Annotated in this window: 19 protein-coding genes and 1 other RNA gene; 6 read left to right on the top strand and 14 right to left on the bottom strand. The window is 40.3% G+C overall.

The features are described 5' to 3' along the window. Window positions 1-232: 232 nt before the first annotated feature. The 5 genes from RB151_RS14320 to smpB form a co-directional block, all read right to left on the bottom strand. Window positions 233-1,138 carry a hypothetical protein gene (locus RB151_RS14320; protein WP_071548227.1) on the bottom strand — a complete coding sequence of 302 codons (906 nt, stop codon included), beginning with the start codon at window positions 1,136-1,138 and terminating at the stop codon, window positions 233-235. Window positions 1,139-1,234: 96 nt separating this feature from the next. Further along, on the bottom strand, window positions 1,235-2,125 hold the full coding sequence (locus tag RB151_RS14315) for a site-specific integrase (RefSeq protein ID WP_145927304.1): 891 nt from the start codon (window positions 2,123-2,125) through the stop codon (window positions 1,235-1,237). 152 nt (window positions 2,126-2,277) lie between these two features. Continuing rightward, entirely contained in the window at window positions 2,278-2,922 is a 645-nt protein-coding gene (locus tag RB151_RS14310) for a hypothetical protein (RefSeq protein WP_071548225.1), read from the bottom strand. An 82-nt stretch (window positions 2,923-3,004) separates the two neighbouring features. Continuing rightward, window positions 3,005-3,368, bottom strand: a transfer-messenger RNA (tmRNA) gene (ssrA, locus tag RB151_RS14305). 48 nt (window positions 3,369-3,416) lie between these two features. Further along, entirely contained in the window at window positions 3,417-3,899 is a 483-nt protein-coding gene (gene smpB / locus RB151_RS14300; protein WP_042844751.1) for an SsrA-binding protein SmpB, read from the bottom strand. Window positions 3,900-4,052: 153 nt separating this feature from the next. On the opposite strand from smpB, the gene RB151_RS14295 reads away from it, so the two are divergent. Both RB151_RS14295 and RB151_RS14290 read left to right on the top strand, forming a co-directional pair. Continuing rightward, the gene (locus tag RB151_RS14295) at window positions 4,053-4,487 is read left to right on the top strand and encodes a type II toxin-antitoxin system RatA family toxin (RefSeq protein ID WP_197679461.1); all 435 of its coding nucleotides are present in this window, start codon (window positions 4,053-4,055) and stop codon (window positions 4,485-4,487) included. Next, a complete protein-coding gene (locus RB151_RS14290; RefSeq protein WP_208292020.1) occupies window positions 4,471-4,776 on the top strand; it encodes an RnfH family protein in 306 nt (101 codons plus the stop codon). Before RB151_RS14295 ends, RB151_RS14290 begins: the two co-directional genes overlap by 17 nt. A gap of 181 nt (window positions 4,777-4,957) precedes the next feature. On the opposite strand, the gene bamE is transcribed toward RB151_RS14290, so the two are convergent. The 3 genes from bamE to nadK form a co-directional block, all read right to left on the bottom strand. Further along, window positions 4,958-5,350: an outer membrane protein assembly factor BamE gene (bamE, locus tag RB151_RS14285; protein ID WP_042844747.1), complete on the bottom strand. Its 393-nt coding sequence runs from the start codon at window positions 5,348-5,350 to the stop codon at window positions 4,958-4,960. Between the two features lie 112 nt (window positions 5,351-5,462). Continuing rightward, window positions 5,463-7,124, bottom strand: coding sequence for a DNA repair protein RecN (gene recN / locus RB151_RS14280; RefSeq protein WP_071548224.1), 1,662 nt, complete (start codon window positions 7,122-7,124; stop codon window positions 5,463-5,465). An 85-nt stretch (window positions 7,125-7,209) separates the two neighbouring features. Beyond that, window positions 7,210-8,109, bottom strand: coding sequence for an NAD(+) kinase (nadK, locus tag RB151_RS14275; protein WP_042845373.1), 900 nt, complete (start codon window positions 8,107-8,109; stop codon window positions 7,210-7,212). A 101-nt stretch (window positions 8,110-8,210) separates the two neighbouring features. Between nadK and grpE the strand changes: the two genes are divergently transcribed. Further along, the gene (gene grpE / locus RB151_RS14270) at window positions 8,211-8,804 is read left to right on the top strand and encodes a nucleotide exchange factor GrpE (RefSeq protein WP_042844743.1); all 594 of its coding nucleotides are present in this window, start codon (window positions 8,211-8,213) and stop codon (window positions 8,802-8,804) included. Between the two features lie 119 nt (window positions 8,805-8,923). Here grpE and ung read toward each other — a convergent pair whose 3' ends face one another. Then, a complete protein-coding gene (gene ung / locus RB151_RS14265) occupies window positions 8,924-9,604 on the bottom strand; it encodes a uracil-DNA glycosylase (protein ID WP_048607890.1) in 681 nt (226 codons plus the stop codon). 379 nt (window positions 9,605-9,983) lie between these two features. Between ung and grcA the strand changes: the two genes are divergently transcribed. Together grcA and RB151_RS14255 are read left to right on the top strand one after the other, a co-directional pair. Continuing rightward, entirely contained in the window at window positions 9,984-10,367 is a 384-nt protein-coding gene (grcA, locus tag RB151_RS14260; RefSeq protein WP_042844740.1) for an autonomous glycyl radical cofactor GrcA, read from the top strand. A 158-nt stretch (window positions 10,368-10,525) separates the two neighbouring features. After that, complete coding sequence (locus RB151_RS14255) at window positions 10,526-11,971, top strand: ankyrin repeat domain-containing protein (protein WP_071548223.1); 1,446 nt, start codon at window positions 10,526-10,528, stop codon at window positions 11,969-11,971. A 29-nt stretch (window positions 11,972-12,000) separates the two neighbouring features. On the opposite strand, the gene srmB is transcribed toward RB151_RS14255, so the two are convergent. The 4 genes from srmB to RB151_RS14235 form a co-directional block, all read right to left on the bottom strand. Continuing rightward, entirely contained in the window at window positions 12,001-13,332 is a 1,332-nt protein-coding gene (gene srmB, locus RB151_RS14250) for an ATP-dependent RNA helicase SrmB (protein WP_042844736.1), read from the bottom strand. A 183-nt stretch (window positions 13,333-13,515) separates the two neighbouring features. Beyond that, the gene (gene gltS, locus RB151_RS14245) at window positions 13,516-14,721 is read right to left on the bottom strand and encodes a sodium/glutamate symporter (RefSeq protein ID WP_042844735.1); all 1,206 of its coding nucleotides are present in this window, start codon (window positions 14,719-14,721) and stop codon (window positions 13,516-13,518) included. A gap of 272 nt (window positions 14,722-14,993) precedes the next feature. Further along, complete coding sequence (gene hutG / locus RB151_RS14240) at window positions 14,994-15,911, bottom strand: formimidoylglutamase (RefSeq protein ID WP_071548222.1); 918 nt, start codon at window positions 15,909-15,911, stop codon at window positions 14,994-14,996. 2 nt (window positions 15,912-15,913) lie between these two features. Next, entirely contained in the window at window positions 15,914-16,645 is a 732-nt protein-coding gene (locus RB151_RS14235) for an IclR family transcriptional regulator (RefSeq protein WP_042844731.1), read from the bottom strand. A 157-nt stretch (window positions 16,646-16,802) separates the two neighbouring features. Between RB151_RS14235 and trmN the strand changes: the two genes are divergently transcribed. After that, window positions 16,803-17,537 (top strand): tRNA(1)(Val) (adenine(37)-N(6))-methyltransferase TrmN, encoded by a 735-nt coding sequence (trmN, locus tag RB151_RS14230; RefSeq protein ID WP_042844728.1) that lies wholly within the window; start codon window positions 16,803-16,805, stop codon window positions 17,535-17,537. Between the two features lie 59 nt (window positions 17,538-17,596). On the opposite strand, the gene nadB is transcribed toward trmN, so the two are convergent. Next, the gene (gene nadB / locus RB151_RS14225; protein WP_042844726.1) at window positions 17,597-19,192 is read right to left on the bottom strand and encodes an L-aspartate oxidase; all 1,596 of its coding nucleotides are present in this window, start codon (window positions 19,190-19,192) and stop codon (window positions 17,597-17,599) included. Between the last annotated feature and the right edge of the window lie 341 nt (window positions 19,193-19,533).

Below are 19,533 nucleotides of genomic sequence, written 5' to 3'. Positions count from 1 at the left end.
CTTGCGTTGGGAATGCTTATGGCTGTGCAATTTTGGGCTAGAGGGGATCTTAGTGAATACTTTGATGGTATCAACCAAATCGAAGGAAAGCATATACTTAAGATCGGGAAAATGAGTATATAGATAGATAGGGAGGGAGTTGACTATATAGGGTATATGTTTCAGTTGTAAGTGTGTTGAAACGTAGAATTTTGAAGAAAGCCGCATCGTGGCGGCGATCTTCTTGCAACATTTAGCTACGACATCGACGGTTTAAGGTTGACTGGCTTATGTTGATACTTCTTTCCCCTGAATATTCAATTTGCAGCCGATTAAGAATGCCTTTGATCTCCTTCATATACTGCTTTGGATGCAGGAGCAAGAAAGCGTATGGGTTATGATTGATCTTGTAGGCTCTTTTTGAAGATTCACGGGTAATTTTTAACCTTGATGTCGAACGTGATTCTACTGCATGGCGAATGCATTTTGCATAGAAGGTTGATAGGCTGCAAATTTCTTGTGTTTGCCTTACCGCATTTAGCCAAATGCCAGATTCGCTATGTTTGACCCGAAAGTAAGTCATTTCAGGATGATATTTCTTAAACCAGCGGTCTCTTATGGGGTCATTATGTTGATAGTATGCTTTCTTTTCGTGAGCAGCTTCATCAAATTCAATGACATACTCATAAAGTTTATCAGTTACTAGCTTAATATGGATATCGGTACGGTATCGCCCTATGGTTTTTTGAGGCGTAATCGTACACGTACCTTCATTAGGATAAATTTCATGTAGAATTTCCGTTAGCTGAGCATAAAACGCATCTTCGAACTTAGAGCGATACGCTTTGACTGGAAGGCATGTTTGCGTATGCTCTTCTATCTTTTCTATCGCCTTCTGATATCGACCACTTTTAGAATTATATGTGAGCAATACCAAGGCTTCTTCGGCTGTTACGGTATCATCTGACGTTAAACTGTCGAAAATTTCAGGGCGACATAGCTGTTTAACCTCGTCTGGAGCCTTAGCCGCCTGTTCTCGAAGTCTATCAATCCACTGTTGCGGGCGTTGTCTATCGGGTTCAACATACTGATAGAGGTCTCTAATCTTTATTTTGCCATCACGGAAATTGGGTCGATATCTTAAATAGCCTTGTCGCATCAGTTATTGCCCCCATTCCATCTGTAACGCCTTATTTTGTTATGTGGTAACAGCGAAATTATAAAGCATAAAGAATTGTCAGCTTGTGACTTTGTTTCAGTGGAAGATATCGAATGTTTCATAAGGCTTTACCTGAGCAATAATGGCAGAAAAATCAACTTTGTTTACGAGTTCATGCATGGCTTGTTGTTCCTTTGGTAAGGCTTTACCGTAAGAACTGGTTTGATGCCCCATAATCTTATTCAAATATTCATCAGACGGGTGCAGTGCGAGCAGCTTATCTCTAAAGTAATGACGAAAACTATAGAGTGTGACGTGCTCAGGGAGCGATTGACGGTCTCGTAAATTACGGTTGAACCATTCACCGGGCTTGGTGGCAAAAGAGTCCTGAATGAGCGTAATTTCAGGGAACAGACGTGTATCTTCACGGTGTGTGCCTGCTTTATCGTTCACAAATACCAAGAAGCCTAAGTCAATAAGTTGTTGATGGATAGGGATGTAGCGTTTGGCATTCGGTGTTTTCAACCGCTGCTTTTCATATCGGTTATCCACACGAATACACCAAATGTCATTTACCTTTTCAATGTCATTAATGAACAACTGGCAAGCTTCACCGGGACGCATGCCGGTAAATAAACACAATAGCGGTAACCAAAAGTGGTAAGGCTGTTGTATCTTCTTGGTTTTGACGCCTTTATGCATCGTAAACAGGGGATGCTGAAAAACTTGTATGGCTTCCTCGTCAGTGATGACGGCTCTATCGTCTTTATGGTTAACGCGTGGAGCCGGAAGCGGTTCTTGAGGGATAGGATTGCGGGCTAAATACCCTAATTTCACTGTCCAATCAAAAAACAGGGATACTTTTTGCAGGTGTGAATTCGCCGTTTTTACAGATATGGTTGGAACATTGGGGTATTTTTTTATGATTTCACTTAGTGGTTGAGCCTGCATCTCCTTTGCTGTAACGCCGCTCGGGAGAGTCTTCAAGCACTCTCGGAAGTGTCTACCTTGCTCGGGTGTAATCGTATCAACAAGCACATCACCAAAGTAGCTAATCGCTAAGGAGAGGGCGTGAGCATACTTGGTTTTGGTCTTTTGGCTGTGTTTTTTTTCCTGATTTTCTTCTTTATATTCGCTAATCAGTTTAGATAGGGGGTAACGTGGCTTATCATTAATGATTGATTCAACCTCAAAGGCTGTGGGGCAGTTAACCAGTCAGGTGTTGGGTTTGATAAATACGTATTGAGTCGTTGATAGTGCTGCAAAGAGGCTTGGTCAACCATAAGAGCCAGTTGTTGATAGTCTTGTTCGGTTAAATTAGAGGTGACATCCAATTGTTGCCCTTGGATTTCATCTAATAAGGTGGCGGCTATTCTCTGGTTTTTGGCATTATCCCGATACTCTTTCTTAATAATCCGTTTGTGATGAAACTCGATAAGCCCTGTAGAGACGTGCTGTAAATCATTGAGTTCATCGATGCCCTTATCAAGGTTGCCATGAAAATCATCCATTTCACGCTGCCACCATCTGTTGACTAATAACTTGAGTTGCTGCTGAAAAAAGGCAATGTGTTCCTTGGTCATTTTCGGGCTTCCTGAATATTGGACTTGCCAGTGATTATATTGACTATTGAGGATTAAGGCTAATGATCGAGCTGCATGCAGTTGCTTAGTTTTGAGGCTTAAACGGATGTCATAGCGGGTGTTTGTGGTCGGGATGGTTTTACGAAACCACCACGTATTAGCACGTTGGTAAAGGTAGTGGGGGAGTTTTAATGTCGTCATGCGGTACATTCCTGCGGCACAATTTCGACATGATAGAAAGAAAAACGACCTGAAACTTGTTAAGAATCAGGCCGTTAGATAGTGGTGGAGCTGGCGGGAGTTGAACCCGCGTCCGAAATTTCTACATCCTCGGTACTACATGCTTAGTCTAGTCTTTAAATTCATTTGCCAGCTGCGGACAGACACGCCACTAACAAACTATCCTGATTAAGTTTAACGCTGCAACCCCAGGCAAGGCATTCACGCGATCTCTTTTGGGTTTGACCTCTCTTGATCCCCGTCCTAAGAGCGGAGGCTAGGGAGAGAGGGCTCTAAGCAGGTTATTAAGCTGCTAGTGCGTAGTTTTCGTCGTTTGCGACTATTTTTTTGCGGCTTTTTACGAGGCCAACCGCCCCTCGGCATGCACCTTGGGTTTCGCAAATCCCGTCGAATCCAGAATCAGCCCCAAGTTGTTGAGCACAGTATAACAGAAAATTATCCTATAAAGCTAGAACTTAGCGATTAGAATGTTTCATTATACGTGCTTTATCGAGTTGCCATTCACGATCTTTGATATCAGAACGTTTATCATGGGCTTTTTTACCCCTTGCAACACCAATTTTGACTTTACACCATGCATTTTTCCAATAGAGGGAAAGTGCAATAACGGTATACCCTTCACGATTAACTTTGCCGTAAAGTGTGTCTAATTCACGTTGATTCAGAAGTAGTTTTCGGCTACGGGTTGGATCACACACTACATGGGATGATGCAACAGTAAGTGGTGTAAAGTTTGCACCAAATAAGTAGGCTTCACCGTCACGTAAAAGCACGTAGCTATCACCAATATTGGCTTTGCCAGCGCGTAGTGATTTAACTTCCCAACCTTGTAGGGACAAACCCGCCTCGAACTCCTCTTCGATAGAATATTCGTGGCGAGCACGCTTGTTCATAGCAATTGTTGCTGAACCGGGTTTATATGGTTTTTTCTTTGTCATAGTGCAATCATTATACTGTAAGCTGAGTTGAAAGAAATCTTTCTAAGCTGATATTTTTCTGATTGTGCAAATCTTGCCCTGTATGGGTTTTGTTTTTTGTTTAACCAGTCAATGATGGTATTATATGCTCAGTTTTTGGGGATAGGAATTGATATGCCACAGATTAGTCGCTCTGCGTTAGTCCCTTTCAGCGCAGAACAAATGTATAAACTCGTCAATGACGTTATTTCATACCCAAGTTTTTTGCCTGGGTGTGTAGGTAGCCGAATTATTAGCCACAGTTCTGATGAAATGACAGCTTCAGTTGAAGTGTCAAAAGCGGGGATCAGCAAAACCTTTATTACTAAAAATGTACTTGAGGATAACAAGTGTATTCACATGCAGTTGGTCGAAGGGCCATTTAGCAAGTTATCTGGAGGGTGGAAATTTATTCCTTTAAGTGCTGATGCATGCAAAATCGAATTTCATCTTGATTTTGAATTTACTAATAAATTAATAGAGTTAGCATTCGGTAAAATTTTTAAGGAATTGGCGAACAACATGGTTCAAGCCTTTACTTTAAGAGCTAAGGATGTTTACAGTGTCTGAGCTTAGTATCGAAGTAACCTATGCATTGCCGGAAAAACAATTTTTGTTATCAGTGAAGGTTGCTGATGGTACAACAATTGAGGATGCAATAATTGCCTCTGGAATTCTTGCGTTGCGTGATGATATCGATTTAAAGAAAAATAAAGTGGGTATTTATAGCCGCCCTGCAAAGTTGACAGATAAAGTGCAAGATGGTGATCGGATTGAAATTTACCGGCCTTTAATTGCAGACCCGAAAGAATTACGTCGAAAGCGCGCTGAAAAATCTAAAGAAACAAAAAATAGTTGATAGAGCTAATATGATTTTGATGAACCGAGCGATAGCTCGGTTTTTTTGTTATGTAGACTTAATATCTTCAAATTGCTTTGGAAATAAGAGTGGTATAACAATGTTCATTCAAAATAACTACCTGTTCAAATATGTAGTTAATGATACAGGTAGATAGTTTCATAAAGCCCTAACTATATGATTAGTCAGCTGACTTGGTCTCGGATGCTTTAGTTTCAGCGGCTTCCATTGACTCTTGGGCTGCAAGGTTTTTCTCATTTTTGATATCAGTTAAAATACCATTGCGATCAAAAATTAGAGTTAAAGTCTCTTGCTGAACTGGGTCATGCCCGAGCTCTTGGCGGAAAACATAATACCAAGTCTGAGTACCAAACGGGTCGGATAACATTGGTGTGCCCAAAGTGTAAGCGACCTGTTGCTGTGTCATTCCTTTTTGGATCTTGGCAACATCTTTCGCTGTGAGGTAATTACCTTGGTTAATGTCAGGGTGATAGACAAGACGTTCCATCATTGAACAGCCCGTAGACATTAATGCGAGTGATAGTGCAGCAGCAGTTAACAATTTATAACGCATGGATATCTCATTCCTTTTGGAGTCAGAACATCAATGATAATCGACATTGATACATTTTAAAACCTTCCTTATCGACTCTAAGACCACATGAGCGTAAAAAAGTTGTCAAAAATTACGCTGCGAGTAATTCTTTTGCATTTGCCAGTGTATTTTTTGTGACTTCTGAACCGGCAAGAAGTCGGGCAAGTTCTTGTAACCTTGATTTTTTGTCCAGTAATTGCATATGTGTTTCAGTTTCTACGCCATTGGTTTCTTTACTGACATAAAAATGATGATGACCACAACCAGCAACTTGCGGTAGATGGGTTACACACATAACCTGCGTCGACTCACCTAATTCACGTAATAATTTACCAACAATCGCTGCTGTTGGCCCACTGATACCAACATCGACTTCATCAAAAATTAAGGCTGGGGTGTCCATTTTTTTAGCGGTAATAACTTGGATAGCTAATGCTATGCGTGATAATTCACCGCCGGATGCAACTTTACTTAAAGCTTGATGAGGCTGACCGGGGTTAGTCGTAACATTGAATTCAATCTTACAAGCACCGTCGATTTGCAACTGTTCCGGAACAAATTTTACATTAATAGTAAACAGGCCGTGGGGCATAGATAGTTGGTGCATGCTATTGGTAATTAATGAACTTAACTCTTGGGCATAATGCAGGCGCATGTGGTGTAAGCGCTTAGCGCAAGCTAATGCTTTTTGGTGATCATTAATAACTTGAGCATTTAATGCTTCACAATCTTCATTTTGATTGGAAATTTGTTCTTGCTCCTTTAGTAACTGTTGAAATAGTTCTGGTAGTGCTTCAGGAGTAACATGATGTTTACGCGCTAGGCTAATTTGTTTAGAAATGCGTTGTTCAAGTTCAAACAAGCGATTGGGGTCAAGTTCGTACTGATCGCAATAATGTTTTATTTCATCACTGACTTCACTGACTTGGATTGAAGCCTCTTCGAGCATATCCAGTAACCCTGAAAACTTAGGATTGAGAGTGACTAATTCAGATAACTCATTTTTTGCCATGCTCAACAGGCCCATCACGTTGGCTTCATCATTGTCTGATAATATTTGAGCCGCAGTTTGCCCAAGCGTTAAAAACTGACCATAATTTGCTAATTGTTTATATTCTTGGTCAATTTCTTCAAATTCCCCTTGGATGGGCATAAATTCATTTAATTCTTTCAAATGATATTCTAATAGCTGCTGACGAGCTTCATATTCTTGCATTTGTTTTTGAAAAATGGCCAATTGCTGGCAAGAGTTATGCCAAACCTGCCAAGCTTGTTTCATTTGCGAGAGTAGTTCTTGTTGATTTGCATAGGCATCTAGTAGTGATTTTTGGTGAGTATTATCAAGTAATAATTGATGAGCGTGCTGACCATGGATTTGGATTAGTAAAGCACCGAGTTCCCTAAGCTGCGAAAGAGGTACGGATATGCCATTAATAAAGCCACGGGAGCGGCCATCAGAAGATATTGTACGGCGTAATAGGCACTCATTTTGGTTATCAAGTTGATGTTCAGCTAACCAATTTGCGGCCATTTTTGCATCTGCAAGGGAGAAGCGGGCGCACAAATCTGCACGTTGAGTGCCAGAGCGTACCATATTGGCTTCCCCACGTTCCCCTAAACACAGGCCGAGCGCATCAATAGCGATAGATTTACCCGCACCTGTTTCACCTGTGATGGTGGTCATGCCATTACGAAAATCAATTTCTAATTCACGAACGATAGCAAAATTATTGATGGTTAATTGAGTAAGCATCTGCGCTCTCCTGTAAAAATACACACCTGTGTTTTCATACAGTTTAAACTGTTTTTTTATACAGTAAAGAGGTAGCGCAAAAAAATTAAAAAGTTTTTTTAGCCCATCCTAATTTTGAACTTAACGTATTGAAATAGTTATAGTCTTGGGGGTGAACTAGGTTAAGGTTTTTATTACTGCGTTTAATTATAACCTCTTCACCATCTTGAATTGGCAGCATAATTTGGCTGTCACAACTGACTTCATAGTCGATATTTGTGCGTAAAAACTTTAAACGGATACTGCTATCACTACTAATAACGAGTGGCCGTGATGATAGGGTATGAGGGAACATAGGGACTAAGACAATGGCGTCTAAATTAGGCGTTAAAATAGGGCCTCCCGCAGAAAGTGAATAGGCGGTAGAGCCAGTTGGAGTTGCAATGATTAAGCCATCAGAGCGCTGAGAGAATGCGAACTTTTCATCAATATAGACTTCAAATTCGATCATATGAGCGACTTTACCTGGGTGCAGAACAATTTCGTTGATTGCAGTACTTTTCCGTGATTTTTGATTACTTTTGATAACCTGAGCTTCTAATAGAAAACGTTTTTCTTCGCGATATTCACCTTCAAGGACCCGAGAAAGCTGCTGTAAGGCATTATCAGGGTCGAGGTCAGTTAAAAAACCGAGGTTACCCCGGTTTACGCCGATAACTTTATTATTATAGCGGGATAAAATGCGAGCAGCACCCAGCATGTTGCCATCACCCCCAACGACGACGACGAGGTCTGCTTGTTGGCCGATATCGGTTAATGACCCTGTATTGGCATTAGCCAGCTTCAGATCTTTGGCAACTTGTTTATCAATAATTGCATGGTAATTTTTTGAAATTAGCCAATGATAAATTAATTCATGAGTTGCCAATGCTTCCGGATGCCTTGGGTGCCCGACAATGCCTATCGTTTTAAATTGTGATTGTGGTGTATTATTGCCCTTTCGCATACTTTTTTGGCCTCTCATTGTATGACTTCCCTTGAATCCCTGTATTAGATCCCCATAATACTCTCATATAGGGGATTAATGCTAAATACGCGGAGATATTCATGAGTAGTAAAGACCAAAACATGCATGATGAGCAAGCTTTTGAGCAAAATGAATCACAAAAAGTTCAACAAGAGCAAGAAGCTGAAGTTCAGCAAGCTGATGAAATGCAAGCAAACGAAGAAGCGTTAGCAGCGCGTATTGCTGAGCTTGAGCAACAGCTTGAAGCATCAAGAAAAACTGAGCGTGAAGCCATGTTGCGCGCCCATGCTGAAATCGAAAACATTCGTCGTCGGACGGAACAAGATATCGAAAAGGCGCACAAATTTGCTCTTGAAAAATTTTCTAATGAACTATTACCAGTTATTGATAATTTAGAGCGTGCTATTGATGCGGCAGACCGTGACAATGAACAATCTAAAGCAATGGTAGAAGGGTTAGATTTAACGCTGAAAACATTCTTAGATGCAGTGGCGAAATTTGGCATTGAACCAGTAGGCGAAGCGAATGTACCGTTTAACCCTGAGGTTCATCAAGCAATGACGATGATAGAATCGCCTGATCATCAAGCAGGTCATGTTATTGATGTGATGCAAAAAGGCTACACGTTAAATAACCGTCTATTAAGACCAGCAATGGTCATCGTGTCGAAATAACGATAATGATAATTAAATGGGATGCACAGGCATCCCATTTAATTACTAGTATTATTGAAAATCAATTGTTTGATTTTATTGTTTTCTTGTTCTGCTTTTCTAGCCCATTACATCGTATTTTATTCGTTGATGACTGGGTTCCAGTCAATAGGTGTTTTGCCTTCCCGTTCTAAGATGGTATTTGTTTGGGAAAAATGTCCGCAACCTAAAAAACCACGGTGCGCTGAAAGTGGCGATGGATGTGGGGCTTTAAGGACGTGATGGCGCTTAGTATTAATTATTTTGCCTTTTTTCTGTGCGTGGGCGCCCCATAATAGAAAAATGACCCCCTGAGTATTTTCATTAATAGCTTCAATAACTTTATCTGTAAAGGTTTCCCAGCCTAGATGAGCATGGGAATGTGCATTACCTTGCTCTACCGTCAGTACGGTATTGAGTAATAAGACACCTTGCTTAGCCCAACTCAGTAGATAGCCATGATCAGGGCGTTGAAAACCAGCGATATCTTTCTCCAGTTCTTTATACATATTAACTAAAGAAGGTGGCGGTTTTACCCCTGGGAGTACCGAAAAAGATAGGCCATGGGCTTGACCAGGTCCGTGATAGGGGTCTTGACCTAAGATAACCACTTTGATGTCGGCAAGTTCTGTATAACGAAAAGCATTAAAAACATCATCTTGTGGTGGATAGATAACTTTACCTTTTTTACGTTGATCAGCAACGTAAGCAAGTGTTTCCTTGAAGTAAGGCTTGGATTTTTCTGGGCCAATGACATCGTGCCATGTGATAGGTTCTGACATGAAGTATTCCATAATAATGAATCTATGACAGTCCAATTTATAACTGAACCAGTTGATACCCTAAGCTTACTGGTTCATAGGCAAGAGATAAAGCCCTGATATTGATTATAGTATTTAAAATATTTTTTAAAGTTTATGAAAAAAATTAAAAAACAAACGGATTAATTTTGATTTAAATCATAAAGTTGAACTGATCTGTTTAGTTACTGCGCGAAATAATTGATAAATATCAAAGAAACTCAGGGGTTCAACTGGTATAAAATGACTATATACATTGGTTAGACCAAATATCCAATTGCTAGTTTTTATAAGATTGATGGTTAATGCAGTTTCGGTTAATAAAAACCGATTGCAATCAAGTTCGAACGTGGAGGTCGACATGATTACTGGTATTCAAATTACTAAAACAGATAATGCAGCATTATTAAATTCTTTCTGGTTACTTGATAACGAGAAAAATGAGGCTCGTTGTGTTTGTGCAAAAGCGGATTATAACGAAGGCCAAATCGTCGCGAAAGACGAATTAGGTGCTTTTGAGTATCGTGAAGTCCCTTTGGAGATGAAGCCAACAGTTCGTGTCGAAGGTGGCCAGCACTTAAATGTGAATGTTTTAAGCCGTGAAACATTAGAAGATGCGGTTAAAAACCCAGAAAAATACCCACAATTAACCATCCGTGTATCAGGTTATGCAGTACGTTTTAACTCATTAACCCCTGAACAACAGCGTGATGTTATTACCCGTACTTTTACTGAAAGCTTATAATAAAATTTAGTATAACTACGTTAAATACTGTGTAATAAATTCTAAAGCCATTGTTATCAATGGCTTTTTATTTGCGACTAATAAAGTAGATTATTTCTCTCCTTGGCTATTTGTATTCCAATATTCTTCCAACACAATATATTTGTTAGGAGGAATTTATGCCTTTTTTAACGCCAGAAACGATATCCTCTAGAGATGAGCTTTCTCTTGCTCAAGAAAGTTTAGATATATATTTACAACATCAGCATGTAGAAAATCAGCCTTGCGGGGGAAATTTGTGGCCCCCAAAAATATTAAAAAATGACTTTTTAGGTCGGGATGCACAGCCGAAAGACTATATATTAGCGTTACTTTCACAGGGGGCTTACAATAAAAATTGGCAGACAATACAAGAGATTGAAAGATTAGATGATAGTGAATTGAATAAACTGGGAATAAGTGCTGAATTATTAAGTGATAAGCAGACAGGGTTCCAAGCTAATATTTGTCGGTTTCATGATTTATATATTCTTTGTTTTAGTGGTAGCAATGATATCAGCGATTTTTATGCAAATATCCGCCAAGGAATTGGTTTGTATGAATCTCAATATTTTCAAGCCGTGAGTTTAATGAATGTTTTATCAAATGCAGTTAATGGAAATACAATCTGTACAGGGCATTCATTAGGTGGAGGGCTATCGTCTATTGCAGCATTGGCAAGCAATTCTCCTTGTATTGCATTTAGCCCAGCAGGGCTATCTAAGAGCACTGTTAATAAAGTCGGCATAGATTACCACATGGCTGAAAAAGTGGCTCAGGAAGGACTAATACGTTTTTATACTGTGCAGTATGACTGGCTTGATTCATTACAAAATTCTTTACCAATCCCTTCTGCGTTGGGAAATTGTATTAAAATGCCTTATAGCGAACAGAGTTCTTGGAAAAATTGGCTACCACACCGTTTATTAACAAGAAGTTTTATTGCACATACAATGGTTAAAATTATTAAAATGATGTGTATGCATAAACCGTGGAATAATTGGAATGCCCTTACTGGAGAATATAATAAAATACAAGAAATACCATTAACTGTATTCCCTAACCCTGAAGAACAACAAGTATTAAATTGGCAAGAAGGGTGTAAGAAAGCGATTAAAGCAGGGGATATTAATGAGTTTTCAGCTATTTTAGTTCGACATCATAAACCTAGCGATATTGACTTTTTAGCTCGGCAATCAGTTAGTGCAATGAATGGGCAATTTATGCAAGTTTTAATTGAATCTCAATATGGGCAATTAATTAAAAGTATGCAATCAAAAGAACAAAAAAGTATTTTGCATTTAGCTGCACAAAACGGCCAAGTCATGCAATCTCAAATCTTATTAAAGAATGGTGTAACGGTAAATATTAGGGATAGTTTAGGCAATACTCCCTTACATGATGCAGTGAATAGCCATGCACTTGAGGTGGCAGAGTTATTGTTAGCAAATGGAGCTGATTGGCGAGTTAAAAACAATCAAGGCTTAGACTGCAAAGACATTCTCAATAATCATATTATTAAACCAGAATTGTTAACCCATGAGGGAAAATTTATGCGTGAAAAAGTGTTTAATATGATGAAATAATAAAAAAACGGGTCGAAACCCGTTTTTATTTACTTAGTTTGCTCAGGTGTTGTCGGTGCAATTGGAGCACGGCGTTTCCCAATATTTTTCTTATCGCGATGGCGTACTTTTTCTTTCTTTTTAGTTTGTTCTTCTTTTTTCTTTTCCTTGCGTTTTGCAAGGACTTTCTTCGACGGTTTAGGCTTATTCAGCATTGCCTCTGAAGGGGCTTTCGTGGTCGGACGCAAAGAGTCAACAACACGAATTTTAATTTGGTCTTCAATATAGCGAGTTATTTTACCCAGCAGTGGAAAGTCGTGAGCTTCAACTAAGGAAATTGCAACCCCTTTGCGGCCTGCGCGACCCGTACGACCAATTCGATGTAAATACACATCAGCTGTACGTGGTAAGTCAAAGTTGAACACATGGCTGACGTTATCGATATCTAAACCACGGGAAGCTACATCGGTTGCAACTAATACTTTAACTTGGCCATCAACTAAACGGCGAACAGCTTCGTTACGTTTAGTTTGCGGCATTTCACCTTCAAGGTAACATGGTTCAATACCTGCTTCACGCAGCCATTGAACGACTTCACGTAAGCGTTCGCGTTTACGAACAAACACAATCGCTTTTGTTACCTCTTCTTGTTTTAACAAGTGGCATAGTAAAGCTGTTTTATGTTCTAGTGTGTCGGCTCGGTAATGAAATTGTTGAATTTTTTTGCGTTCGCGACGAGAAGGGTCTGCATCAATTTCAATGGGTTCTTCTAATAACCTTTCTGCAAAATCACGGATTGCTTCGCCTTCCAGAGTTGCAGAGAAGAGCATAGTTTGTTTGCGCCAGCGCGTTTCACCAGCAATGGTTTCGATATCATTCGCAAACCCCATATCTAACATGCGGTCTGCTTCATCAAGGATTAAAATTTCAACGGCCCGGCAGTCAAAGTTTTCTTCTTTGATATATTGGAGTAAGCGACCTGTTGTGGCGACAACGATATCTTGATTTTCGCTGAAAACCTCAGCATGGTTCATATAAGCGACACCACCAGTAATCGTTGCAATATCTAGGTGATTATGTGCGCATAATTCTTTTGCTTGTTCAGCAACTTGCATGGCTAATTCACGAGTTGGTGTAACAACCAGAACTCGAGGTGGCCCTGATTTTTTTCTTGGAAAATCAAGTAAATGTTGAATCGCAGGGATTAAAAATGCGGCGGTTTTACCTGTTCCAGTAGGGGCTGAACCTAAAACGTCTCGGCCATCCATTGCAGCAGGAATAGCCGCGGCTTGAATAGCCGTTGGGCGTTGATAGCCTTTATCCGAAAGCGCATTAATTAGGCTTTCGTCAAGTTCAAGTTCAGAAAAAGTGGATGCAGTCATGATATACCTCTATTTGGGGCGCTGATTATAAACAGGTTAGCAAAATTGTTCACCTGAAAAATCAGCTTTCCTCAATTGTAACTGTTTTTAAAGTAGACAGGGAGTGATATATCAATGAAAGTAGGTAGGGTTTAGGCTGGATAACACCATTGAAAAGGGAGGAGAACCTCCCTTTCGAAATGATTAGCTAAACATATTAATAAGCCAAGTATGGTAAGGTATCCCGACTAAATCAATGAGTACTGCACCACTCAATGGGACAATCATAAAGGCTTTCATGGAAACATGTTTATAACGCTCACAAACGGAAGACATGTTAGCCATCGCATTTGGCGTAGCTCCCAGCCCGTGGCCCATTAAACCAGCACACATCACGGCGGCATCGTAATTCTTACCTAGCAGTCTAAAAATAACAAAGACAACTAATAACGTTAATATAATAACTTGCGCTAATAGGATGGTAAATAATGGTAGTGCAACTGTTTTCAACTCCCAAATTTTTAATGACATCATCGCCATTGTTAAAAATAAGCCAAGGGAGACTTCTGATATCAGGTCAACCGATTTTTGGTTGATGCGGAATAATTCAACTTGGTCGTTAATATTGCGGATAACAATAGCGATGATCATTGCGCCTACATAACTCGGTAATGAAAAGCCTGTTGCCTTAGTAAATTGTGCCGAGGCGAATTGACCAATTACCATGATCCCCAGTACTAACGCGAGCATTTTTAAAAAAGCATGGGCATCGATAGATTCGATTTTCCCTGCGATGGTTTCAGGTATTTGAACTCGTTCTACATTTTCATCAGCTTGAATGCGAACGTTAAATTTCTTGATCAAAAATGAAGCGACTGGCCCACCGAGTAGACTTCCCGTTATTAAACCGAAAGTTGCGGCGGCAATAGCGGCGACTGTCGCTGATTGCACCCCTAAGCTTTCTGCCATACCACCAAAAGCAGCCGCACCACCGTGCCCTCCTGTTAGAGAAACACCGCCAGCCATAATGCCGATAACAGGTTCAACACCTAATAAATGGGCAAGCCCTGCACCGAAAGTGTCTTGGAAGATAACCACAAACCAGCAGATGAAAAGATAGATAAATAGTAACCGACCACCACTTTTCAAAATACGGAAGCTACCGTCAATCCCAATAGTGGTAAAGAAGGCAACCATTAAAAAGGTTTGTAAGCTGGTATCAAAATTAATCTCGGCTAGATTGAATGATTTAAGTCCCCAGATAATCAAACTAACCAGAAAACCGCCAATAACAGGGGAGGGAATACAAAAACGTTGTAGCCAATCAATACGTTTTTTTAAGTGGATCCCCATCAATAGGCAGATTACTGTTAGAAATAGGGTGGAGAGCGTGTCGAGGTGTAGAATCATATTTTTCCCTTTTTAACTGTTGTCTTTCACGCTACAGCGTTGTTAGCCGCGCTCCGCTACCCTAGTCACATACTTTTGTATGCTCCTAGGGATAACGTCACTTGCCGCCTAGCTGTAACGGGAAATTCAATAGTTAAAAACCATTAAGATATTGCGCTACAGCTAATTTGATAATCAATTTCAAAGCTATTTTTATTGTGGTGCTCGAAAGTAAGTTATCTTAACAGCGTGAGAAACAGTGTATTTATCAGTCGAATTGTTGTGTTGTTTTATTAGAATAAATATTGGTAAATCAAATAAGCTGCGAGTTTGGCGGTATGGTTATCAATATCAAACTCAGGGTTACATTCTGCGATATCAAAAACGGCAATTTTTTGGCTACTTTTGATAATGGCAAATAGTTCATCAAAAATTTCAGTAGAAATACCTTTCGGTGCTGGTGCACTAACGCCTGGCGCAATGGCAGCAGAAAATACATCTAAATCGACGGTGACATATAAATAGTCGACATCGTCAATGAATTTTTTAATTTTTTCAATTGCTTGAGGTAGCTTGGTATAAGCTAATTCTTTATCGCGGATATATTGGCAACCTAACGTATCAGCGGTATCGAATAGGACTTTTGTATTGCCATGATCTGCGATGCCTAAGCATAAGTATTTGAAAGGACGTTGGTATTGCTGACATAACATGGCAGATTGCAAAAATGGCGTGCCGGAAGTGGCAATAGGGGCTTCGCGTAAATCGAAATGCGCATCAAAGTTAATAATACCAATTGTTTTACCCGCTTGATATTGTTCAACATAGTCAAACAGGCCTTGGAAGCTGGCAAATGCCACTTCGTGACCACCACCTAGGACGATAGGTTTTTGGTTAGCAGATAATATAGCTACTAATTCATCAGATAGACGGCGTTGTGCGGCTTCGAGATCACCGTCATCACAGCTAATTGTCCCGTTATCTTTGATGGCAAGTGGTTGATGAATTGGCAACCCTGCAAGTTGGCTGCGAATAGCATTTGGACCCGCTTTGGCCCCCTGACGGCCTTTATTACGTCTAACGCCTTCATCGGACGCAAAACCAATTAAGGCAAATTTAGCAGGAGCGTGTTGGTTAATGACCTGATGGATGCGCAAATGTTCTTGTGTTTCACCATCTGTGCGCCCTTGCCATTGGAAAGCTTGTGTCATAGTTACTCCAGGTTAATTAATTTAGTAATGTTATGGGCTGTTTGGCAAGTATGCGTAATAAATTCATCGACGCGATGAGTGGAACGGAATTCAGGCGCCATAACTGAAATTACAGCTAAAACATCATTTCCTTTGAAAATAGGGGCAGAAACCCCCAATACGCCCTCGTCAATTTCACTGATAGACACGCCATAGCCTTGTTTTTGTATCTGCAGTAGGTCTTGTTGTAATTTAAATTTACTTTGCTCATGTGCTAATTGTTTCGCGTGTGTTTCAAATACATGGGTTTGGTATTGTTCATGACGAAAGGCCAGTAACGTTTTTGCACTTGCTCCTTTTATTAAGGTATTACCACGACCAATAATAAAAGAGCAGCGTAAGGCCTGTTCACTTTCAATCATGTCTACACAAATAGTTTCCCGTAAGTTTGAAGTAATTATCGCCACGGTTTCTTGCGTTTTTTTCGCTAGCTTTTGTAGCTCTTGTTTAGAAGCTCCCATCAATAAACTGTGGTGATAGTATTTTTCTTGGTTTTTGATACTCTGCGAACCGACACAATAAGTGCCATATTGTTTTGCATAAGAGACAAATTCCCAGTTTATGAGAATTGCCAGCAACCGATAAACTGTCGATAATGGGATGCCTAATGCAGATGAGATAGCCTGAGGCGTCACCGGAGATGCACTGGTTGTGATATATGACAAGATGTCTAGGGTTCGATTTATACTATTCATTGCATCTCCTTTTTTTGAACTTAGCAGTAAAAAAAATTCGTCTCAAATATTATTCTCATAATATAAGAATAATATTGTAGCGAATAGGTTAAATTATCATTTTTATTTGCTCAAAATGAGTACGATAGAATAAATATTGTCCAATTAGAGTGTTTGCATGTGTGAACTAAAACAAAATTACCGCAAAGGTGGGTTTACTTTTAAACAGTTTTTTGTCGCACATGACCGATGTGCAATGAAAGTGGGGACTGATGGCGTGTTGCTGGGGGCTTGGGCACCCGTAAAAGGGGTTAGAGCAGCTTTAGATATTGGCAGTGGTAGTGGCTTGATAGCCCTGATGTTAGCCCAAAGAAACCCAACATTGCGTGTTGATGCCGTCGAATTAGACCATGAGGCAGCGGCGCAAGCACAAGAAAACTTTAATGAATCACCTTGGGCGGAACGCTTACATATAATTAACCAAGATATTATTACTTATAGCCAGCATTCGCAGACTCAGTATGACTTGATTGTGAGTAACCCGCCTTATTTTGAACCTGCGGTCGCATGCCGTGATAAAAAACGAGACCAAGCAAGGTATACATGTGCTTTAACCCATGATGTATTGCTAAAAAGTGCGAAGTCCTGTCTTGCTCCCCATGGGCTGTTTTGTTTAGTCTTACCATACGAAGTTGGGGAGAGATTGCAGGATATGGCAGGGAAATCTGGCTGGTTTACAGCTTTTCGCGTCGATATTAGCGATAAACCTAAAACTGGTTATCACCGTATGCTGCTGGGTATTCAATTACAGGAAGCATCGGTACAACAAACATCTTTAGCGCTAAAAAATGAAAATAATGAATATACCGAAGCATTTCGTAAACTTATTCAGCCATTTTATTTAAAGTACTAAGCTATATACCGTGAAGCTAGCTAAAGAAAAGCCGACACCAGTGCCGGCTTTGTGACCCTCTATTCAGGTATTAAAACGGTAGGCCCTGAATTTGGTGATGGGTCTGGATAATCAAGTGTATAGTGTAACCCACGGCTTTCTTTGCGCTCTAGCGCGCAACGTACCATTAATTCAGCAACTTGAACGAGGTTTCGTAATTCCAGTAAATTATTTGAAATACGGAAATTCGCATAGTAATCATGGATTTCTTGCTGTAATAGATGAATACGACGTAAGGCGCGCTCAAGGCGTTTGGTGGTTCTAACGATCCCCATATAATCCCACATAAATAGGCGTAATTCATGCCAGTTATGTTGGATTACAACCTGTTCATCCGAATTATGCACTCGGCTTTCATCCCATTCAGGCAAATAAGGGATCTCATCGATCTGTTTTATGGTTTTATTGATGTTTTCTGCTGCTGACCAGCCATATACAAGGCATTCTAAGAGTGAATTTGAGGCCATACGGTTTGCACCGTGTAAACCGGTGTAACTCACTTCCCCTATAGCATATAAGTTGGTGATATCGGTCATACCCATTTTGTCCACAATGACGCCACCACAAGTATAATGAGCCGCAGGCACAATTGGGATTGGCTCTTTTGTGAGATCTAACCCTAGAGTCATTAGTTTCGCATAAATGGTTGGGAAGTGGTTTTTTATGAAATCATCAGGCTTATGGCTGATATCCAAATACATGCAATCAGCACCAAGGCGCTTCATTTCATGGTCAATTGCCCGAGCAACAATATCACGAGGAGCAAGTTCGCATCGCTCGTCATAATCTGGCATAAAACGACTACCATCAGGGCGTTTTAAATAAGCCCCTTCTCCGCGCAATGCTTCTGTTAGTAAAAAATTACGTGCTTGCGGGTGGAATAAACAGGTTGGGTGGAACTGGTTAAATTCAAGGTTAGCAACACGGCAGCCGGCTCTCCATGCCATTGCGATGCCATCGCCAGAAGAAATATCAGGGTTTGTCGTGTATTGATAAACTTTAGCAGCACCTCCCGTTGCTAACACAACTGTTTTTGCTCGGATTGTTTCGACTTGTTCTTTTTGGCGGTTCCAGACGTAGGCACCTAAAATACGAGAAGAGTTGGCTGGATTAGAAAGGATAAGGTCAACGGCGTTATAGCGTTCTTTAATATGTATATTAGGGTGGGCAATGGCAAGATCGACTAAAGTTGTTTCAACTTCCTTACCTGTGGCATCCGCATGATGTAAGATCCGCCGATGGCTATGACCCCCTTCACGGGTTAAATGATATTGTGTTTCGCCGCTTTCGGTGATTTCGGTGTCAAATAAAACACCTTGGTCGATCAGCCACTGAACACAATGCTTAGCGTTTGAGGCAATAAATTCAACCGCTTCTTTTTGGCAAATACCCGCACCAGCGATGAGGGTATCTTCAACATGAGATTCAATACTGTCGGTATCATCAAAAACGGCGGCAATACCACCTTGTGCGTAGTAGGAAGCCCCTTCACTGAGGTTGCTTTTGCTGAGAATAGTCACTTGATGAAAGGGGGCGAGCCGTAAGGCAGCTGAAAGTCCTGCGACACCACTCCCAATGATTAAGATATCAGTGTAATGCTGTGTGGATGCGTTCATAAGTGTTTGCGTGTATATAATAGTATGTATTGAGTTTTTTATGTTAGCCTATTGGATTGTCTATTGCTATTGATGGATTGCTGTTTAGTAAACATGTATTGACCTAAGTCTATTTACATATTCAAATTGGTTTCGTGTGGTGGTAATAGTATTTATTTACAAAATTCGTATGCTGTATTCATGAGAGACGGAAATGTTATATACAGTTGTTTTAATGAAGATCTTTTAGGATCATCGAAACAGCAACGTTGGCCGTTTTGTAAATTATTGACTATTTTTTTAGATTTAATTGAACTTCAACTAGTTCTACTACTCAAAGTAGTGCTTGCTTTAGGAAGGGA

The organism is Providencia rettgeri (assembly GCF_001874625.1).
Classification (GTDB): domain Bacteria; phylum Pseudomonadota; class Gammaproteobacteria; order Enterobacterales; family Enterobacteriaceae; genus Providencia; species Providencia huashanensis.
This window is presented reverse-complemented; position numbering and strand designations above follow the sequence as displayed.